Source organism: Xanthomonas sp. NCPPB 1128, assembly GCF_001043115.1.
In the GTDB taxonomy this organism is placed as follows: Bacteria; Pseudomonadota; Gammaproteobacteria; order Xanthomonadales; family Xanthomonadaceae; genus Xanthomonas_A.
On sequence record NZ_LFME01000001.1, the window covers coordinates 456,581 to 475,671 of the forward strand.

Sequence of the window (19,091 nt, forward strand, 5' to 3'; positions counted from 1 at the left end):
GGTTCGATGTCACGCAGCGGTTTGGACGCGGCGGCAGAGCGCGATCAGAACTCCTGCCAATCGGCGCTGCCAGCCGCAACGGCGGAACTGCCCATTGCCACCGGCCGGTGGACAGCCGCGCGCGGGGCCGGCGTCTTGACCGGCCGACGTGCGCCGGCGACGGCGGCGACCGTCGGCTTCGGCGCGGAAGTGCGGCGTGTCACTTCCGATGCCTGCTGGTCGATCTTGAACAGCGCCACGGCCTCGCTCAGCTGGCCGGCCTGATCCTCCATCGACCGCGCCGCGGCGGTGGCTTCTTCCACCAGCGCGGCGTTCTGCTGGGTGGCTTCGTCCATCTGCATCACCGTCTGGTTGACCTGCTCGATGCCGGCCGACTGCTCCTGCGAGGCGGCGGAGATCTCGCCCATGATGTCGGTGACGCGCTGCACCGAGGCGACGATCTCGTGCATGGTCTTGCCGGCCTGGTCGACCAGGGCCGAGCCGGTGGCGACGCGGCCGACCGAGTCGTCGATCAGGTCCTTGATCTCCTTGGCCGCATTCGACGAGCGCTGGGCGAGCGTGCGCACTTCGCTGGCGACCACGGCGAAACCGCGGCCCTGTTCGCCGGCCCGCGCCGCTTCCACCGCGGCGTTCAACGCCAGGATGTTGGTCTGGAAGGCAATGCCGTCGATCACCGAAATGATGTCGGCGATCTTGCGCGAGGAGGCCTCGATCCCGCTCATGGTCTCGACCACCTGGCCGACCACCGTTCCACCCTGCGAGGCGACGGACGCGGCACCGGTCGCGAGCTGGTTGGCCTGGCGGGCGTGTTCGGCGTTCTGCTTGACCGTGGAGGTCAGTTCTTCCATCGAGGCTGCGGTTTCTTCGAGGCTGGCGGCCTGCTGCTCGGTGCGGCGCGACAGGTCGTCGTTGCCGGTGGCGATCTCGCTGGCGGCGGCATTGATGCTGACCGCGGCAGTCTGGATGCGCGCCACGATCGCCGCGAGCTGTTCGGTGGTGGCGTTGGCATCGTCGCGCATGGTGGCGAACACGCCCTGGAAGTCGCCGTGCATGCGCGCGGTCAGGTCGCCGGCGGCGATCGACTGCAGCAGCGACGACAGCGCCTGCAGGTTGCCGTCGGCGGTGGCCATCAGCTGGTTGAGGCTGTCGACCATCAGCCGGAAGTCGTACTGGAAGCGTTCGGCATCACCACGCACGCTGAAGTCGCCGGCCGCGGCGGCGCCGGCCAAGTGTTTGATTTCGGTGTTCATCGCGGTCAGGTTGTGCTTGACCGTGTCCATCGTCTCGGTGAGGCGGGCTTTCTCGCCGGGCAGGCGGTCCATGTCCTCGGACAGGTCGCCGATCGCGTAGCGGCCCATGATCTGCGCCAGGCGCTCGGTCACGGCGATGTGCGCAGCGGCCAGGGCGTTGCTGTCGCGGACCATGCGCCCGTAGTCGCCGGGGAAGGTGCTTTCGTCCATGCGGTAGCTGATCTGGCCGGCGTCGTGGCGCTGCGCCATCTCTGCCTGTGCGGCGAGCACCGCCTGCAACTGCTGCTGCATGCGGCCCATGGCATTCAACAGGCGACCGGTTTCGTCGCGGGCCTCGGTGCGCACGGCGTTGTGCATGTCGCCATTGGCGATCGCTTCGGCAGTGCGCGTGGCCAGGCGCAGCGGCGCGGTCAGACTGCGGGTGATGGTCAGTGCCAGCAAGGCGCTGAGCGCCAGGGCCAGCACGGTGCCGCCGATCAGCAGCATGCGCCCGCGATGCATCGCCTCCAACGCCGCTTGGTAGCCGGCAGCGGCCTGCGCTTTCTGGCGGTCGGCGAACTCGCGGATCTTGCCCTGCCACGCCAGCGTCGCCGGCAGCGCTTGCTGATTCAGCATTTCCACCGCCTGGGCGGTCTCGCCTTTCTCGCCGAGCGCCACGATGGCGTCGTTGATGGTCTTGGCGGCGGCGCGCTTGGCGTCCATCTCGGCGCGGATCGCGCGTCCGGCGGCGGTGCTGGACAGCTTGTCCATCTTGGCGCGGGCCTCGGCGTAGCGCTCGCGTTGGCGATTGAAGGTGTCCAGCGCCTCTCGCCGCATCGCGGCGTTGGTGGAGGTGGTGTAGGTGCTCAGCGCGACCAGCACGGAGGCATTGGCGTCGAGCATCTGGTTGCTGAATTCGATCTTCGCCATGCGGTCCAGCACGATCATGTCCAGGTGCTTGCGCGCCTCGGCCATGCCGGACAGCCCGATGATCACCAGGACCACCGAAAGAAGAATCAGCAGGCCGAAGGCCGCCGACAGGCGGACACCGACGTTGTAGCGTTGCAGAAAGCGGATCATTTCAATCTCCAGGGAACGAAACAGGCAGGTCGGCGCGCAGGGATGCGGCGTCGGCGGTTGACGCGGGCAGACGCGCACGGCCGGTACTGACCACGGCGGCAGTCACATGGCGTGATGACTAGCAATGCGACAGGCAGGTCGTGCGCAAGCGCCGCACTCGCGACGGTGGCCATGGCGTTGGCATGCCCGAGTTGCGCCTGCAATCGCCGGCGGCGCCGGCTGGTCGCTCGGTGGACGCGTCTTCGGTGTCGCAAGACCGCATGCATGGTGGGCCCCCGTGTACGAATGAAGGAACGACGCGCGTCGTGGCGCGCCGGGGATCCGGGGTGTGGGCAAGCTGACGAAACGTGTGGCGAAAGCACAGCAAGTCGAACACGCGCGCGAGCCGAAGGCAGGCGCGAAAAAGAACAGTCGTCAGGGCTGCGTTCTTCCCCGTTCGGTTTTGCGACTTCAGCGACCGGTGCGTGCACCGATCGATCCCCCTGAAGCGCCGGCGGACCTCCCCAGGCCATGCCGGCACGCACGAATGTAGACAAAAAACGTGCGCTCAACCTGATATCGACGGCGGCACGGGATTCTTGAGCGCCGCAGTGCGGTCGTGCCGCGCAGACCGGCGGCGCGTGGCGCGCTGGATGCACCCTGGCGCGGATGGTGTTGCCGAACGCGCCGTCCGACAGCGCTTGCAACCTGGTGCAGGCAGATGCCTCCCGCCAATGCTGCGTGTTCGACGGTTCCCGCGGTACTTGCAGCACTATGCGTTGATGGAGGCAGCACGTCTGCCATGGCGAGCCGCACTGGCATCCTCTGCATCGCGCATCTGTCGAGCGGCCATGCAGTGCACGGCCGCTCGATGACGTGACGGTGCCAGGACTCAGAATTCCTGCCAGTCGCTGCTGGTCGCCTGTGCAAGCGCAACGGACTGCGCCGGGGCCGGCCGCGACCTGCGTGGCGGCGCAGACGCCACGCTGCGTGGGGCAGGGCGGGGCGTCGGCGCAGGTCCGATCGGCGTAATCGCCGGCAGGGTGTCCAACTTGAACACCGACACGGCGTCCTGCAACTGCGTGGCCTGTTCTTCCATCGAACGTGCGGCGGCAGTGGCTTCTTCCACCAGCGCGGCGTTCTGCTGGGTGGTCTCGTCCATCTGCATCACGGTCTGGTTGACCTGCTCGATGCCGGCGGACTGTTCCTGCGAGGCGGCGGAGATCTCGCCCATGATGTCGGTGACGCGCTGCACCGAGCTCACGATCTCGCTCATGGTCTTGCCGGCCTGGTCGACCAGGGCCGAGCCTTCGGCAACGCGACTCACCGAGTCGTCGATCAGGTCCTTGATCTCCTTGGCGGCACTGGCCGAGCGCTGGGCCAGCGTGCGCACTTCGCTGGCGACCACGGCGAAGCCACGGCCCTGGTCGCCGGCACGCGCCGCTTCCACCGCCGCGTTCAAGGCCAGGATGTTGGTCTGGAAGGCGATGCCATCGATGACGCCGATGATGTCGCCGATCTTCTTCGAGGAGGCCTCGATGCCGCTCATGGTCTGCACCACCTGGCCGACCACACTGCCGCCCTGTGAGGCGACTGCCGCCGCGCCGCTGGCGAGCTGATTGGCCTGGCGCGCATGTTCGGCGTTCTGCTTCACGGTGGACGTCAGCTCTTCCATCGAGGCTGCGGTTTCTTCCAGGCTCGCGGCCTGCTGTTCGGTGCGGCGCGACAGGTCGTCGTTGCCGGTGGCGATCTCGCTGGCGGCGGCATTGATGCTGACCGCCGCGGTCTGGATGCGGCCGACGATACCGGTCAACTGGTCGGCAGTGGCATTGGCATCGTCGCGCATGGTGGCGAAGACGCCTTGGAACTCGCCGTCCATGCGCGCGGTCAAGTCGCCGGCGGCGATGGACTGCAGCAGGGCGGACAGCTTGCCCAGGTTGCGATCGCTGACGTCCATCATGGCGTTGAGGTCCTGCACCATCAGCCGGAAATCGTGCTGGAAGTGCGCCGCATCGCCGCGGGCGCTGAAGTCGCCGGCCGCGGCCGCGGCGGCCAGGCGCTTGATCTCGGTGTTGATCGCCAGCAGGCTGGCCTTGGCCGCGTCCATCGATTCGTGCAGCACAGCACGGCTGCCGGGCAGGCGCCGCGCGTCGCGGCGCAGGTCGCCGTTGGCGTATTCGTTGAGCACGCCGATGGCGTCGACGATGGCGTCCAGGTGCTCGAACATCATGGTGTTGATGCCCTTGCTCAGCTCGCCGTACACGCCGGGGAAGTCCTGCGGCATGCGGTGGCTGATGTCCTTGTCGGCATGCAGTTCGATCATCAACGCGGTTTCGCTGGAGAAGCGCCGCAACTGCGTCTGCATCCGATCCATCGCCAGCAGCAGGCGGCCGGGTTCGTCGCGTGCGTCGGTGGTCACGTCGTTGTCCAGGCGGCCGTCGGCGATGGCCTCGGCGGCGCGGGTGGCGCGGCCCAGCGGGCCGGTCAGGCTGCGGGTGATGGTCCAGGCCAGCAGTCCACTGACCAGCAGGACGGCCACGCCCCCAGCGATCAGCATGTTGCGGCCCCGTGCCATCGCCTGGGTGGCGTTGGCGTACGCGGCTGCCGTCTCCTGTTCCTGCAAGGCCACGTTCTCGCGGATCTTGGCCTGCAGGGCGGCCGTCACCGGCCTGGCCTTCTCGTTCAGCAGCGTTTGCGCTTCGGCATTACGGTTGGCGGTGGCCAAGGCAATCACCTGGTCGTTGAGCTTGCCTGCAACGACGCGCTGCGCATCGATGTCCGCACGCAATTTCTTCACGCTTGCGTTGGATGCAGGGAACCCATCGAGTTCCTTGCGCAAGTCGGTGTATCGCTGACGCGCCTGCTGGACTTCGGCCAGCTCCTTCCGGTTGAGCGCCTCGTCGGACACCATGCTCAACGCACTCAACGCGAGCAGGATGCGGGTGTTGGCGTCGAGCATGCCGTTGCTGATCCGGATTTTCTCGACGTTGACCTCGACGATGTGACGCAACTCGCTGCGCGCTTGCGCGATGGAAACCAGGCCTGCGGCGACCAGCAGGCAGGACAGTACGATAAGTAGACCAAAACCGCCGCCGAGGCGGCGGCCCACGTTGTAGCGTTGCAAGAACGACGTCATGTTGAACCCCCTGAGAATGGACAAGTCATTGCGTGTTCGTACGAGGGGACACCAATCGTGATGCTGGTTTCATCTGTGATGAAATGCGCAAATTGAACGGAGGGCGTGCGGAACACGCGCTCAGACCGCGCCAACATCACACTCGATGCTTTTCCCCTTTCCTGCAGCATGGCTTCAGCGATCGGCATCTGCTCCGATCGATCCCCCTGGAGTGCCGGCTCCACCTCCCCAGGTGTCACCAGTGCGCACGTGTAGACAAAAAGTGTGCGCTACATTGCTATCGGCAGCTGTGGTGCGTTCTTTAGCGCTTTTTTCGGGGCCTTCGCACTGGCGCAGAGGCGTCGCCTATGCAGCGCATGTTGGCCGCGCGACCGGCGGCCATGCCCGAAGAGGCGGATCGGCCGGAGACACGTCAAACAAAAAGCCCCGGCATCGCTGCCGGGGCTCGTGTGTGACGTGACGCGGGAGGGCGGGGCGATCAGGCCGCCTGCTGCACCCGCAGCGAGCGGACCAGGCCGCCGATGTCCACGATCAGGGCGACGCGGCCGTCGCCGAGGATGGTGGCACCGGAGATGCCGCTGATGCGCCGGTAGTTGTTCTCGATGTTCTTGACCACCACCTGCTGCTGGCCGATCAGCTCGTCTACTTCCAGCGCCAGCTTCTGCCCGTCGGCCTCGACCACCACCACCAGCGGTTCTTCGCTCTGCTCGATGCGGCCGAAGCCGTAGGAGTCGCTGAGCGAGAGGATCGGCAGGTATTCGCCACGGACCCGCAGCACGCGGCCTTCGCCGGCCATGGTGCGGATGTCGTCGGCCTTCGGTTGCAGCGCCTCGATGACGTAGGCCAGCGGCAGGATCAGGGTCTCGCCGGACACCGCCACGGTCATGCCGTCGAGGATGGCCAGGGTCAGCGGCAGGCGGATCAGCACGCGGGTGCCGCGGCCGGATTCGCTTTCCAGCTGCACTTCGCCGCCCAGGCCCTGGATGTTGCGGCGGACCACGTCCATGCCGACGCCACGGCCGGACAGGTCGGTGACCGCATCGGCGGTGGAGAAGCCGGGGGCGAAGATCAGGTCCCACACCTGCGCATCGCTCGGGTTGTCCGGCACAGCGATGCCGCGTTCGGCGGCCTTGGCCAGGATGCGGTTGCGGTTGAGGCCGGCGCCGTCGTCGCTGACTTCGATGACGATGTGGCCGCCCTGGTGCGACGCGGCCAGGGTGATGGTGCCGGTCTCGTCCTTGCCGGCGGCGCGACGCGCCTCCGGCAGTTCCAGGCCGTGGTCGATCGAGTTGCGCACCAGGTGCACCAGCGGATCGGCGATCTTTTCGATCAGGCCCTTGTCCAGCTCGGTGCCCTCGCCAATGGTGCGCAGGCGCACCTGCTTGCCGAGGCGGGTGGACAGGTCGCGGACCAGGCGCGGGAAGCGGCGGAACACCGCGTCCACCGGCAGCATGCGCACGCCGATCACCGCTTCCTGCAGGTCGCGGGTGTTGCGTTCGAGCAGATCCAGGCCGGCGAACAGGCGTTCGGCCACCGCCTGGTCCAGGCCGGTGGAGACCTGCTTGAGCATGGCCTGGGTGATGACCAGTTCGCCGACCAGATTGATCAGCGCATCGACCTTGTCGACGCTGACGCGGATCGAGCTTTCCGCTTCGTGCGCGGCGGCGGCATTGCCGGCCGGGGCATTGGCGGCCACGGCCGCGGCCGGCGCGGCGGTGGCGGCGGTCGGCGGCGCGGTCAGCACCGGCGCCGGTGCAGTGGCCAGGCTCGGCGGCGGCACCGGACGGATCTCCAGTTCGCAGTCGTCGATGACCCAGGCGAAGGTGTCTTCGATCGCGCTGCGCGGAATCTTGCCGACCAGGCCCAGGTCCCAGGCGAGGTAGGCCTCGAGCGGGTCGAGTTCGGCGAAGCCGGGCAGGCGCGTGCTGCGGCAGGCGACCTGCAGCGGGCCGAGGTGTTCGAGTTCGCGGATGATGCGCAGCGGATCGTTGCCGCTCATGAACAGCGACGGCGCCGGGGTGAAGCCGATCTGCCAGGCTTCCGGCTCGGCCGGCTGGTTCGCCGCCGGGGTGGCGGCGGCCGGCGCGGCGGGGCCACCGTTCAACGCGTGCTGCAGGCGCTCGTGCACGGCCTTGACCGCGGCCGGATCGGCCGGAACGCCGTGCTCGGCTTCGCGCAGCAGGGCGCGCAGCACGTCCACCGAGCCGAGGATGGCGTCGATCGCGTGCGCCTCGACCTCGCGCTTGCCGGCGCGCAGCTCGTCGAGCAGCGTCTCCAGCACGTGGGTGAGGCCGGCCATCGCCTCGAAGCCGAAGGTGGCGGCGCCGCCCTTGATCGAGTGCGCGGCGCGGAACACCGAGTTGATGGTCTCGGGATCGCGATTGCCTTCTTCCAGCGACAGCAATCCGGCTTCCATCGCATCCAGTCCTTCGCGGCTTTCCTCGAAGAAGGTGGCGTGGAAACGCTGCAGGTCCATGCTCATGGGGCGGGAATCCGGAAAAGGAGGAGAGGGATCAGCCCAGGACTTTCTGGACGGTGGCGATCAGCTGTTCGGGATTGAACGGCTTGACCAGCCAGCCGGTCGCGCCGGCCGCCTTGCCCTCGGACTTCTTCTCCGCCGCCGACTCGGTGGTCAGCATCAGCATCGGGGTGAACTTGTAGTCCGGCAGCTGCCGCAGTTCGCGGATCAGGGTGATGCCGTCCATGTTCGGCATGTTGACGTCGGTGACCACCGCGTTGAAGCGCTGGCCCTTGGCGCGGCCCAGCGCGACCGCGCCGTCTTCTGCTTCTTCGACGGCAAAGCCGGCCGAGGTGAGGGCGAAGGAGACCATCTGGCGCATCGACGCCGAATCGTCCACTACCAAGATACGTGCGCTCATGCCGCGTTCTCCACAGATTTCAGATTGTCAGGGGTTGCAGGAAGGCCCAGCGATTCGCTGACCCCTAGCAGGCGGGCCGCGTCGCGAAAGGTCGCGTTGCAGGCCTCGAATTCGGTGCGCTTGCCGTCCTTGCGGCGGGCATCGACGAATGCGCACAGCACCTGTACGGACGCGGTATGGATGCGGCGCACTTCGCCGGCGTCCAGTCGCAGCACGTCGTCCGACGCAAGGAACGCGGTCAGGCGTTGTTTCAGGTCGGCGCTGGTCTCGATACCGAGATCTTCGCCAAGGGGGACTGTGCTCATCATTGCTCCGCACCAATGGTTCTATGGCAGATAACGGCCGTGGCCTGAAAAGCTTTAGCGGCGGTTGGAAAGTGCGGCACCGTTCCCAGTTGCCGCCCGCCGCGCGGGTCAGTGCAGCAGTTGCTCGGCGTCGAGCAGGATCATCGGCTGTTGCGCCAGCCGCGCCACGCCGCGGAACAGATGGTTGGAAATGCGGCAGATGCGGGCGTTGTCCGGCGGCTCGATCTGCTGGTCGCTGAGGCTGGCCACGTCTTCCACCGCGGACACGCGCAGGCCCAGGGTCTCGCCGTTCTCTTCCAGCACCACCACCCGGGTGAGCATGTCCATCTCGATCGGGGCCGCGCCCAGGTGGACGCCCAGGTCGAGCACCGGCACCACCTGGCCGCGCAGGTTCATGATGCCGAGCATGGCCGGCGGCGTGCCGCGCAGCGCCAGCAGCGGCACCGGCAGCACCACTTCCTGCACCTTCAGCAGCTCCAGCGCGTAGGCCTGCTCGCCGCAGCGCAGGCGCAGCCAGCGGGTGCGGCGCTCGGCCAGGCGTTCGGGCGCGATGGCCGAGCCGTGCGGCACGCTCGGTGCCATGAAGGCCTGCAGATTGGGCGGCAGCTTGGCGCCGGCCGCCTGGGCGCGGCTGGCCTCGGCGCGGCGTTCCGGCGGCACCGCCATCGGCGGGCGCTTGACCGCGCGTGCGGCGGCGGCATCGTCTTCGGCGGCCAGATCGCGCGGCACGGCGGCACGCTGCCGCTCCATCGCCGCGACCGCGTCCAGGTCGGCCTGGCGCTCGGCTTGCTGGGCCGGCGTGAGCGCGGCAGGCGCGGGCGCGTCCTGCGACATGATGCCGGCCAGGGCCGGATCGGAGTCGGCTTCGGCCAGGACCGCGGCGGCGATTTCTTCGGGCGTCGGGCCGGCCGGAGCGGGCGCGAGCGCCTGCTGCGACATGATGCCGGCCAGGGCCGGATCGGAATCGGCCTCGGCCAGGACCGCGGCGGCGATTTCTTCGGGCGTCGGGCCGGCCGGGGCGGGCGCGAGTGCCTGCTGCGACATGATGCCGGCCAGGGCCAGATCGGCATCGGCTTCGGCCAGGACCGCGGCGGCGATTTCTTCGGGCGTCGGGCCGGCCGGTGCGGGTGCAAGCGCTTGCTGCGACATGATGCCGGCCAGGGCCGGATCGGCATCGGCTTCGGCCAGGACCGCAGCAGCGATCTGTTCGGGCGTCGGGCCGGCCGGTGCAGGCGCGAGCGCTTGCTGCGACATGATGCCGGCCAGGGCCGGATCGGCATCGGCTTCGGCCAGGACCGCAGCGGCGATCTGTTCGGGCGTCGGGCCGGCCGGTGCGGGTGCAAGCGCTTGCTGCGACATGATGCCGGCCAGGGCCGGATCGGCATCCGCCTCGGCCAGGACCGCGGCAGCGATCTGTTCGGGCGTCGGAGTGGCCACGGCGGGCGCCGGGGTCTCGATTTCCGCTTTCACGTCGGCGACCGCGACCGGTGCGGGACTCGGCGGCGCCGCCTTCTGCTCCTCGGCGATCACGTCGTGGAGCAGGCCTTCCAGGTAATCGTCGATGATCCCGGGGGTGCTCATGCGGCTTGCTCCATCGGCGTGGCGTCGCTGGCGATCAGCCATTCCAGCGCGCGGCGGTAGGCGGCCAGGCCACGGCCGGGGTAGTCGCCCGGCACGCCAGCCACGGTCAGCGCCTTGACGTTGCAGATCTTGGTGTCGACCGGGATCGCGTCTTCCCACACCCGCTCGCCGTAGCTGTCCTGCATCTGCCGCAGGGTCTCGTTGCCGGCGCGGGTGCGCTGGTCGAACAGGGTCGGCAGGATCGAGGCGGGCAGCGGCCGACGCCGCGAGCGCTCGACCATGTCCACGGTGCGGACCATGCTGGCCAGGCCGTGCAGGGCCAGCGGCTCGGCCTGGGTCGGGATGATCACCCGGTCGGCCGCGGCCAACGCGTTGATCATCAGCAGGCCTAGGGTCGGCGGGCAGTCGAGCAGGATGTAGTCGTGCTGGCCGGCATGGCGGGCCATGGCCTGCTGCAGCGCCAGGCCCAGGCCAGGCTGGTTGGCGCTGCGCCGTTCCAGCGTGGCCAGCGCGGTCTGCCCGCAGACGAAGCTCAGGCGCTCGACCGCGGTGTCGCGGGCCAGCGCGGCGAGTTCGCCCGGCGGGGTCGCGAACAGGTCGAGTACGCCCGGCGGCTGCGGTTCCTGCGGCACGTCGAAGGCCCGGGTCAGCGAGGCGTGCGGATCGAGATCGAGCATCAGCACGCGGTGCCCGAGCATGGCCAGCCCACGGCCCAGGGCCAGCGTGGTGGTGGTCTTGCCCACGCCACCTTTCTGGTTGGCGATCGCCCAGATGCGCATCAGTTGACTCCTTCAATGGCAGGTGCTGCACGGGGGCTGCCGGCATTGCCGGCGGCCGCCGCGGCGGGGGGTGTCGGGGTGGCCGGCGCGGCGCCGGCACTCAAACGGTCGGTGGCCGACGGCGTCGGATCGCTGCTGTCGCCGGAATCGGCCAGGATCACCAGCACCACCCGGCGGTTGGCGTTGCGGCCGGCCGGGGTGTCGTTGCTGGCGCGCGGGCGGAACTGGCCGTAGCCGATCATCGACAGTCGCGAGGGCTGCAGGCCCTGGTCGGCGAACAGGTGGACGACGCTGGCTGCGCGCGCCGCCGACAGTTCCCAGTTCGACGGGAACTGCAAGGTCGCGATCGGGGTGTTGTCGGTGTAGCCCTCCACGCGCACCCCGTTGGGCACGCCGGCCAGCACCTGCGCCAGTTCCGCCAGGGTGGCGCGCGCGCTCTGGTCGAGCGCGGCCGAGCCGGAGCCGAACAGGATGTCGCTGTTGATCTCCACTTCGATCCACAGCCCGGCGCGGCGCACGGTGATCAGCTTCTTCTGGATCAGCGGCGCCAGTGCGGCGCCGAGGCGGTCGGCGATGCTGTCGAGCTGGCGCTGCGCGCGGCGCAGCTGCTGCGCGTCGCGCAGGTCGTCGCCGCGCTGCGCGGTGCCCGAGGGCAGGCGGTTGGGATCGGGCAGGGTCAGCGCCGGGCTGGACTTGATCGGGGTCGGGCGCTCGCCGCCCTGGCCCTGCAGCGCCTGATCGCCGACCTGCACCGGACGCAGGGTCTTCGGGGTGCCGCCGAATGCGGCGCTCATGGCGTCGGCCATGACCCGGTACTTGGCTTCGTTGATCGTGGACAGCGCGTACATCACCACGAAGAAAGCGAGCAGCAACGTCATCAGGTCGGCATAGGGGATGGCCCATGCCTCGTGGTTGGCGTGCTCGTCGTGGGAGTGCTTGCGGGCCATTGGCAACTCAATGCAAGAATCCGGCCAGTTTCGATTCGATGTTGCGCGGGTTCTCGCCCTGGGCGATGGCGATCAACCCTTCGATGATCATTTCGCGCTCGCCGCAGCTGTGCTTGATGACGCTCTTGAGCTTGGCGGCCATCGGCAGGAACAGCAGGTTGGCCGAGGCGATGCCGTAGATGGTGGCGGTGAACGCGGCGGCGATGCCGTGGCCGAGCTTGCTCGGGTCGGCCAGGTTCTTCATCACCGCGATCAGGCCCAGCACCGCGCCGATGATGCCCAGGGTCGGCGCGTAGATGCCCATGCCCTCGAATACCTTGGCCGCGGCCAGATCGCAGTGTTCCTGGCCTTCCAGGTCGATCTCCAGCATGTGCCGGATGGCTTCCGGCTCGACGCCGTCCACCAGCATCTGCAGGCCCTTGCGCACGAACGGATCCTGCTGCTGCGGCACCTGGTTTTCCAGGCCGAGCAGGCCCTGGCGGCGGGCGATGTTGCTCCATTCCACGATCTGCTTGAGCAGCGCCTGGCGGTCGCTCGGCGGCGGCCACAGGAGCCACTTGGCGATCTGGAACGCACGCCGGAACACGGACGGCGGGGTGTGCACCAGGATCGCGGCGACGGTGCCGATGATCACGATCACGAACGCAGCCGGCGACCACAGCGCCGAAATGCCGGCGCCCTTGAGGATGCTGCCGCCGATGAGCGACAGAATCGCCAACAGCAGGCCGATGAGACTGAGCTTGTCCATGCAGGAGGTATCGGCCAGGGGGCGGGGGACTTGATGGGTTGGGGATTCGGGATTCGGGATTTGGGATTCGCAAGAGCGCGAGTGCGGCGGGTTGGTCGGTGTGTCGTAGGAGCGGCTTCAGCCGCGACGCGCTGACCTTGGCGCGTGCCTATGCACAATCGTTCGGACCGTGTCGGCAGGGAGCCGAGCGCCGCGCGTTATCGCCGTTCCCGTAGCGGAACCGATGCGGCGAGCCGCTTTTGCGATTCCCCAATCCCGATTCCCGAATCCCAGCCTTACCGCGTCGCGGCTGAAGCCGCTCCTACAAGAAGCAGAGAAGCGCCAGGGAAGCCGCTCTTGCGATTCCCCAATCGCCATTCCCCACTCCCGGGTCCTCAGGCCTTCAAGCCATCCACATCCAGGATCAGCGCCAGGCGGCCGTCGCCGATGAGGGTGGCGCCGGCGTAGCCGGGCAGGCCGCGCAGCGAGCGCGGCAGCGGCTTGATCACCACTTCCTCGCGGCCGCGGACCTGGTCCACGACCAGGCCCATGCGCGATTCGCCAGCCTGCAGCACCACCACGGTGAGCAGCGGCAGTTGCGGGGCGTCGATGTTGAGCCACTGGCGCAGGTCCACCAGCGGCAGGGTGTGCGATTGCCGATCGAGCACGGCGCGGCCGTCGAACCAGCCCAGCGAGCGGCGCGGCGCGTGCAGCACTTCCACCACGCGCGCCAGCGGCAGCGCGTAGACGGTGTCGCCGGCCTGCACCAGCAGGGTCGGCAGGATCGCCAGGGTCAGCGGCACGCGGATCAGGAAGCGGCTGCCGCGGCCCAGTTCCGACTGGATCTGGATCTGCCCGCTGAGTTCGCGGATGCGCGACTGCACCACGTCCATGCCGACGCCACGGCCGGAGATGTCGGTGACTTCGGCCTTGGTGGAGAAGCCGGGCAGGAATACCAGGTGCAGGCATTCCTCGGTGCTCAGGCGGGCGGCGGCCTCGGGGTCGATCAGGCCCTTCTCGCGGGCCTTGGCGCGCAGGCGCTCGGGATCGATGCCGGCGCCGTCGTCCTGCACCTCGATGCTGACGTAGTCGCCTTCCTGCTGCGCCGACAGGCGCACGTGGCCGCCACGCGGCTTGCCGGTGGCCTCGCGCAGTGCCGGCGCCTCGATGCCGTGGTCGATCGCGTTGCGCACCAGGTGCACCAGCGGATCGGCCAGCGCCTCGACCAGGTTGCGGTCCAGCTCGGTGTCGGCGCCGATCAGTTCCAGTTCCACTTCCTTGTTGAGCGAGCGGGCGACGTCGCGCGCCACCTTGGGGAAGCGCGAGAACACCTTGCCGACCGGCTGCATGCGCGTGCGCATCACCGCCGACTGCAGGCGCGCGGTGGCGATGTCCAGGCTGCTGACCGCGCGGTCCAGTTCTTCGTCGCGCAGGCGCACGCGCAGGGTCTTGAGCCGGTTGCGCGAGAGCACCAGTTCGCCGATCAGGTTGACGATCGCGTCCAGGCGCTTGGTGTCCACGCGCACGGTGTGTTCGGGTTCGGCGGCCTTGGCCGGGGCGGCGGCGGCCTTGGGCGCGGCGCTGGGCGCGCGCGGCGCCGGCTGCAACGCCTGCGGCGTGGCCGTCGGCGGCGCATCGCCGTGCAACTGGTCCAGCAGCGCCTCGAATTCGTCGTCGCTGATCAGATCACCCGCAGCCGCAGCCGCGGCGGTGGCCGGTACGGCGGCGGGTGCCGGCGCGGTGCTCTTGGCCGGCGCCGGGGCGGCGTCGCCGTGCGCATCGAACTGCGCGATCAGCTCCGCCGGCGCGCGCGGCGGCTCCTGGCCGCTGCCGAAGGCGTCGAGCATCGACTGCAGGTAGTCCAGCGACTGCTGCGCGGCGTCGAAGTGCCGCGCCTGCAGGGTGGCCTGGCCGGCGCGGGCCATGCCCAGGGTTTCTTCGGCGGCGTGGCACAGCTCGACCATGGCGTTGATCGCCAGGAAGCCGGCGCCGCCCTTGAGCGTGTGGAAGCCGCGGAACACAGCGTTGAGCTGGCCGCTGTCCTCGGGCGCCTGCTCCAGCGACACCAACTGCTCGCCGAGCCGGTCCAGGATTTCCTGGGCCTCGATGATGAAGTCGGCAGCGATGTCGTCGGGTACGGCGCTCATAGATTTACAGTCCCAGGCCCGAGAGCAGGTCGTCGGCGTCGTTCTGCGACACGCCGTGGCGGTCCAGGCCGGGCAGGGCCGGGCGGGCCAGGCCGCCGTCGGCCTTCTTGTTTTCTTCCTTCGGCGGCAGACCCAGTGCGCCGAAACCCTCGTGCACGCGGCGCACGATGCCGGCGACGCGGCGGATGATCTGCCCGGTCAGGTCCTGGAAGCTCTGCGCCAGGGCCATCTCGGTGAGGTTGTGGCGGATCTTGTCGAGGATCTCGCTCTGGTCGCCGCTGAGGCCGCCGGCGGCCAGCTGGTTGGCCAGCGTGCGGCATTCCTCGGCCAGGTCCAGGGTGCGGTGGCTGGCCTGTTCGGTCATCTCCACCACGTGGTCCAGGCGCGAGCAGGCGTCGTCCAGTTCGCCGGCCTCGCTGGGCACCACCGGCAGTTCGCCGAGCGCCTGGCCCAGATCGCGCGCGAGCCGGCTCAGGCCCTGCATCATCGGCCGCGTCCGCCAGGCGGCGAGGGTGTCGATTTCACGGCGCCAGCCGGCCTCGTCGCCGTTCTCCAGCGCGTCCAGCGCGCCTTGCAGGCGTTCGATCAGGGCGGTACGTTCGGCAGTGGCTTCCATTTACGCGGTCGCCCCCAGGCGCTCGAAGATCTTGCCCAGCTTCTCCTGCAGCGTCTGCGCGGTGAACGGCTTGATGATGTAGCCGTTCACGCCGCACTGCGCGGCCTCGATGATCTGCTCGCGCTTGGCCTCGGCAGTGACCATCAGCACCGGCAGGTGCTTGAGCTTGTCGTCGGCGCGGATGTTGCGCAGCAGATCGATGCCGGTCATGCCCGGCATGTTCCAGTCGGTGACCACGAACTCGAACGGCGCCGAGCGCAGCGCGGCCAGGGCGCTGTTGCCGTCTTCGGCCTCGGCGGTGTTGGTGAAGCCCAGATCGCCGAGCAGATTCTTGACGATGCGTCGCATCGTCGAGAAATCGTCCACGATCAAAATCCGCATGTTCTTGTTCACCACTGACTCCTAAGGGTTCCTATTCTTCGTCTTCCAGACCGGCATCGGCGACCTCGAACGCCTTCAGGCGTCCGCGCAACCGTACCGTGGCCTGGCCATGGATCTGACACACGCGCGACTCGCTGACCCCGAGTACCGCGCCGATTTCCTTGAGGTTCAATTCCTGCTCGTAGTACAGCGACAGCACCAACTGCTCGCGTTCGGGCAACTGCGCGATGGCCTTGCCCAGTTCGCGGCCGAATTCGCTGCGCTCGAGCATCTGCTGCGGATTGGGTCCGCCCTTGGCGATGGTATCCAGCTCGCCATGGTCCTCGATGCGCGACTCCAGGCTCAGCACCTGGCCGCGGGCGGCATCTTCCATCAAACGCAGGTATTCGGGAAGCGGCATGTCCATCGCCGCGGCCACTTCGTTGGCGGCGGCGGCACGGCCGGTGCTCTGTTCGATCTTGCGGATCGCCGAGGCGGCGTCGCGGGCGCGGCGGTGCACCGAGCGCGGCACCCAGTCGCCACGGCGGATCTCGTCGATCATCGCGCCGCGGATGCGGATCGAGGCGTAGGTCTCGAACGAGGCGCCCTGTTCGGCGTCGTAGCTGCGCGAGGCCTCGATCAGGCCGATCATGCCGGCCTGGATCAGGTCGTCGATCTCGACGCTGGCCGGCAGCCGCGCCGCCAGGTGGTGGGCGATGCGCCGGACCAGGTCCGAGTGCTGGGCGATGTAGTCGTTGGCGCTGTTGCGCTGGACGGCGCGGTAGTGGGCGGCGGCGTTCATGCGGCCACCCCGCGCTGGATGATGCGTTCGACGAAGAACTCGACGTTGCCGCGCGGGGCGGTCGGCGCCTGCCAGCGCGCGGTGCGCCGGGCGATCTCGGAGATCGCCTGCGCCGACGGGCTGGACGGGTAGGCCTTGACCACCGGCTGCTGGCGCTGCACCGACAGGCGCAGCCAGTCGTCCTGCGGCACGCAGCCCAGGTAGTTCAGCGACACGTCGCCGAGGAACTTCTCGCAGACCCGGCTGAGCTTGTCGTACAGCAGGCGGCCCTCGTTGAGGTCGCGGACCATGTTGGCGACGATCTGCACCCGGTCCACCCCGCGCTCGCGCGAGAGGACCTTGATCAGGGCGTAGGCGTCGGTGATCGAGGCCGGCTCGTCGCAGACCACCACCACCGCGTCCTGCGCGGCCTGGCAGAAGGTCAGCACGCTGTCGGTGATGCCCGCGGCGGTGTCGACGATCATCACGTCCAGCTCGCGCTGCAGCTCGGAGAACACGTTGACCAGGCCCACGTGCTGGGCCGGCGGCAGCTCGGCCATGTAGCGGCGGCCGGAGGCGGCGGGCACCACCATCAGCCCGTTGGGCATGTCGATCAGCACCTCTTCCAGGGTGCAGCGCCCGGCGACCAGGTCGGCCACGGTGAACTTGGGCGTCAGCCCCAGCAGCACGTCGACGTTGGCCAGGCCGAGGTCGGCGTCCAGCAGCAGGGTGCGCTTGCCCATGTCGGCCAGCGCCATGGACAGGTTCACCGAGATGTTGGTCTTGCCCACGCCGCCCTTGCCGCCGGTCACGGCGATGGTGCGCACCGGACCCAGCGGTTCGCTACGCGTCGCCGACAGGGGGAAGGCATTGGTCAGATTGACGTAGTCACGCGACGGCATGGGTCTGCTCCGGAGTACAGGGCTTATCGGCAGCGCGCCGCAAATCTTCAAGGCGCAATACCAGGCTGGCGGCGTTGGCGCGGTGCAGGTCGTCCGGCACACGCTGTCCATCGGTCACCCAGGTGATGGGGAGGCGGTGGTCCACGACCACCGACAAGGCACTGCCGAACCGCCCGGTCTCGTCCAACTTGGTCATGATGACCCCCTGCGGGTCGGCGCCGGCGAACCGGCGCACCACCTCGTCCAGGTCGGAGAAATGGGCATTGGCGGGAAGGACCAGCAAGGATCGGACCACACGCGAGGCGCGCAGCCAGTGCAGCTGGGCGGCCAGGGCGCGGTCGCGCTGGCCCATGCCGGCGGTGTCGATCAGCACCAGCTTGTAGTCGGCCAGGCGCTCCAGCAGCTGCTGCAGCGCGGCGTCGCTGTCGGCCTCGTGCACGGCGATGCCGAGCTGGCGGCCGTAGCTGTGCAGCTGTTCGCGGCCGCCGACGCGGACCGTGTCGGTGGTGACCAGGGCCACGTCGCGGGCGGCATGGCGCTCCAGGAAGCGCGAGGCCAGCTTGGCGATGGTGGTGGTCTTGCCGGCACCGGTCGGGCCGATCAGGGCGATCACGCCGCCTTCCTCGAGCGGGTCCAGCGGGGCGATCGGCAGGCGCTTGGACAGCAGGCCCAGCATCAGCCCGCGGCCGCGGTGCAGTTCCAGGTCGGCGGGGATCTGCATGACCACGTCGCGGGTGATGCCGCTGTCGAAGCCGTAGTCGTCCATCAGTTCCAGCGCCTGGGCGCGGACCGGCGAGCCGCGCAGGCGCTCGTCGGTGAGGCGGTTCATCTCGCGCTCGATCATCTGCCGCATCAGCGACAGTTCGTCGCGCAGCTGCGTCAATTGTTCGTCGTTCTGCGGGGCGGGGAAGGGCGGCACCGCCGCCAGTGGCGCGGCCGCCGGGATTCCGGCAGCGGCCGCCGCGTCGGCCTTGGCCACGCTGGGGGCGGCCGCGGCCGGGCGCGCCACCGGGGTCAGCGCCACCGCGGCGACGTCGTCGCGCCAGGCCGGCACGGTCTCGGCGGCCGGCGCCGGCAGGGCGGCGGCGAACGGGCTGGGCATGGGCACGCTGATCGGGGCGTTGCGGAACACGTCTTCGGGAATGCTGAACTCGGCACGAGCCGGAGCCGGAGCCGGGGCCTTGGCCGCTGCGGCCGGGCGCGCTGCGGCCGCCGGGGCGGCCGCGGCGGGCATGGCCGAGGCGGCAAGCGCCGCCGGCTGGGTCAGCGGCCGGGCTGCGGCGGCGGCCGGGGCGGTCGCGGCACCACTGCGGCGCTCGCTGATCGCGGCCATCATCGCCATCGCCGGGCTGGCCGCGGCGCTCTCACTGCGTGCGGCACGCGGGGCGGCAGTGGCCGGCGCCTGCGCCGGAGCGGCGGCGCGCGGCGCCTCGTCCGGGCGCACGGAATCCAGCGCCCGCTGCACCAGGGCCTCGTCGTAGTTGCCGGCGGCGACGATCTCGATGCCCTCGTCGGTACGCCGGTTGGACAGGATCACCGCATCCGGCCCGTGCTCGTCGCGCACCATCCGGAAGGCGGTGCGCATGTCGGGGGCGACAAAGCGTTTGATCTTCATGGGTGGGCGCCGGGAATGGGGAATGGGG

General features: G+C 69.2%; 15 protein-coding genes. All 15 read right to left on the reverse strand.

Features of this window, described 5'->3' with window-relative positions:
• Window positions 1-44 precede the first annotated feature (44 nt).
• Window positions 45-2,309 carry a methyl-accepting chemotaxis protein gene (locus ACP93_RS01790; RefSeq protein ID WP_048489120.1) on the reverse strand — a complete coding sequence of 755 codons (2,265 nt, stop codon included), beginning with the start codon at window positions 2,307-2,309 and terminating at the stop codon, window positions 45-47.
• An 871-nt stretch (window positions 2,310-3,180) separates the two neighbouring features.
• A complete protein-coding gene (locus tag ACP93_RS01795; protein ID WP_048489121.1) occupies window positions 3,181-5,424 on the reverse strand; it encodes a methyl-accepting chemotaxis protein in 2,244 nt (747 codons plus the stop codon).
• 478 nt (window positions 5,425-5,902) lie between these two features.
• Entirely contained in the window at window positions 5,903-7,906 is a 2,004-nt protein-coding gene (locus ACP93_RS01800) for a chemotaxis protein CheA (protein ID WP_043091955.1), read from the reverse strand.
• 31 nt (window positions 7,907-7,937) lie between these two features.
• Window positions 7,938-8,303: a response regulator gene (locus ACP93_RS01805; protein WP_010341778.1), complete on the reverse strand. Its 366-nt coding sequence runs from the start codon at window positions 8,301-8,303 to the stop codon at window positions 7,938-7,940.
• The gene (locus ACP93_RS01810; RefSeq protein WP_010341777.1) at window positions 8,300-8,608 is read right to left on the reverse strand and encodes an STAS domain-containing protein; all 309 of its coding nucleotides are present in this window, start codon (window positions 8,606-8,608) and stop codon (window positions 8,300-8,302) included. Before ACP93_RS01810 ends, ACP93_RS01805 begins: the two co-directional genes overlap by 4 nt.
• 108 nt (window positions 8,609-8,716) lie before the next feature.
• On the reverse strand, window positions 8,717-10,189 hold the full coding sequence (locus tag ACP93_RS01815) for a chemotaxis protein CheW (protein WP_048489122.1): 1,473 nt from the start codon (window positions 10,187-10,189) through the stop codon (window positions 8,717-8,719).
• Window positions 10,186-10,968, reverse strand: a complete 783-nt coding sequence (locus ACP93_RS01820) for a ParA family protein (RefSeq protein WP_048489123.1) — start codon at window positions 10,966-10,968, stop codon at window positions 10,186-10,188. Before ACP93_RS01820 ends, ACP93_RS01815 begins: the two co-directional genes overlap by 4 nt.
• Window positions 10,968-11,915, reverse strand: a complete 948-nt coding sequence (motD, locus tag ACP93_RS01825) for a flagellar motor protein MotD (RefSeq protein WP_048489124.1) — start codon at window positions 11,913-11,915, stop codon at window positions 10,968-10,970. Before motD ends, ACP93_RS01820 begins: the two co-directional genes overlap by 1 nt.
• Before the next feature lie 7 nt (window positions 11,916-11,922).
• Window positions 11,923-12,663 (reverse strand): flagellar motor protein, encoded by a 741-nt coding sequence (locus ACP93_RS01830; RefSeq protein ID WP_048489125.1) that lies wholly within the window; start codon window positions 12,661-12,663, stop codon window positions 11,923-11,925.
• A 374-nt stretch (window positions 12,664-13,037) separates the two neighbouring features.
• Window positions 13,038-14,789, reverse strand: a complete 1,752-nt coding sequence (locus ACP93_RS01835) for a chemotaxis protein CheA (protein ID WP_048489126.1) — start codon at window positions 14,787-14,789, stop codon at window positions 13,038-13,040.
• A gap of 4 nt (window positions 14,790-14,793) precedes the next feature.
• Window positions 14,794-15,405 (reverse strand): protein phosphatase CheZ, encoded by a 612-nt coding sequence (locus ACP93_RS01840; protein ID WP_048489127.1) that lies wholly within the window; start codon window positions 15,403-15,405, stop codon window positions 14,794-14,796.
• Window positions 15,406-15,798: a chemotaxis response regulator CheY gene (gene cheY / locus ACP93_RS01845; protein WP_010341542.1), complete on the reverse strand. Its 393-nt coding sequence runs from the start codon at window positions 15,796-15,798 to the stop codon at window positions 15,406-15,408. It lies immediately after the preceding gene.
• Window positions 15,799-15,817: 19 nt separating this feature from the next.
• Complete coding sequence (locus ACP93_RS01850; protein WP_017908923.1) at window positions 15,818-16,567, reverse strand: RNA polymerase sigma factor FliA; 750 nt, start codon at window positions 16,565-16,567, stop codon at window positions 15,818-15,820.
• Window positions 16,564-17,448, reverse strand: coding sequence for a MinD/ParA family ATP-binding protein (locus ACP93_RS01855; RefSeq protein WP_010341540.1), 885 nt, complete (start codon window positions 17,446-17,448; stop codon window positions 16,564-16,566). The genes ACP93_RS01850 and ACP93_RS01855 overlap by 4 nt, the downstream gene beginning before the upstream one ends.
• The gene (gene flhF / locus ACP93_RS01860; protein ID WP_053069650.1) at window positions 17,435-19,063 is read right to left on the reverse strand and encodes a flagellar biosynthesis GTPase FlhF; all 1,629 of its coding nucleotides are present in this window, start codon (window positions 19,061-19,063) and stop codon (window positions 17,435-17,437) included. The genes ACP93_RS01855 and flhF overlap by 14 nt, the downstream gene beginning before the upstream one ends.
• Between the last annotated feature and the right edge of the window lie 28 nt (window positions 19,064-19,091).

Excerpts from the sequence above, each read along its gene's own strand:
- motD (WP_048489124.1), bottom strand. The coding sequence starts at position 11,915 with ATGGCCCGCAAGCACTCCCACGACGAGCACGCCAACCACGAGGCATGG.
- ACP93_RS01810 (WP_010341777.1), bottom strand. The coding sequence starts at position 8,608 with ATGAGCACAGTCCCCCTTGGCGAAGATCTCGGTATCGAGACCAGCGCC.
- ACP93_RS01815 (WP_048489122.1), bottom strand. The coding sequence starts at position 10,189 with ATGAGCACCCCCGGGATCATCGACGATTACCTGGAAGGCCTGCTCCAC.
- ACP93_RS01830 (WP_048489125.1), bottom strand. The coding sequence starts at position 12,663 with ATGGACAAGCTCAGTCTCATCGGCCTGCTGTTGGCGATTCTGTCGCTC.
- ACP93_RS01790 (WP_048489120.1), bottom strand. The coding sequence starts at position 2,309 with ATGATCCGCTTTCTGCAACGCTACAACGTCGGTGTCCGCCTGTCGGCG.
- ACP93_RS01800 (WP_043091955.1), bottom strand. The coding sequence starts at position 7,906 with ATGAGCATGGACCTGCAGCGTTTCCACGCCACCTTCTTCGAGGAAAGC.
- ACP93_RS01855 (WP_010341540.1), bottom strand. The coding sequence starts at position 17,448 with ATGCCGTCGCGTGACTACGTCAATCTGACCAATGCCTTCCCCCTGTCG.
- ACP93_RS01850 (WP_017908923.1), bottom strand. The coding sequence starts at position 16,567 with ATGAACGCCGCCGCCCACTACCGCGCCGTCCAGCGCAACAGCGCCAAC.
- ACP93_RS01835 (WP_048489126.1), bottom strand. The coding sequence starts at position 14,789 with ATGAGCGCCGTACCCGACGACATCGCTGCCGACTTCATCATCGAGGCC.
- ACP93_RS01795 (WP_048489121.1), bottom strand. The coding sequence starts at position 5,424 with ATGACGTCGTTCTTGCAACGCTACAACGTGGGCCGCCGCCTCGGCGGC.
- ACP93_RS01840 (WP_048489127.1), bottom strand. The coding sequence starts at position 15,405 with ATGGAAGCCACTGCCGAACGTACCGCCCTGATCGAACGCCTGCAAGGC.
- ACP93_RS01805 (WP_010341778.1), bottom strand. The coding sequence starts at position 8,303 with ATGAGCGCACGTATCTTGGTAGTGGACGATTCGGCGTCGATGCGCCAG.
- ACP93_RS01820 (WP_048489123.1), bottom strand. The coding sequence starts at position 10,968 with ATGCGCATCTGGGCGATCGCCAACCAGAAAGGTGGCGTGGGCAAGACC.
- flhF (WP_053069650.1), bottom strand. The coding sequence starts at position 19,063 with ATGAAGATCAAACGCTTTGTCGCCCCCGACATGCGCACCGCCTTCCGG.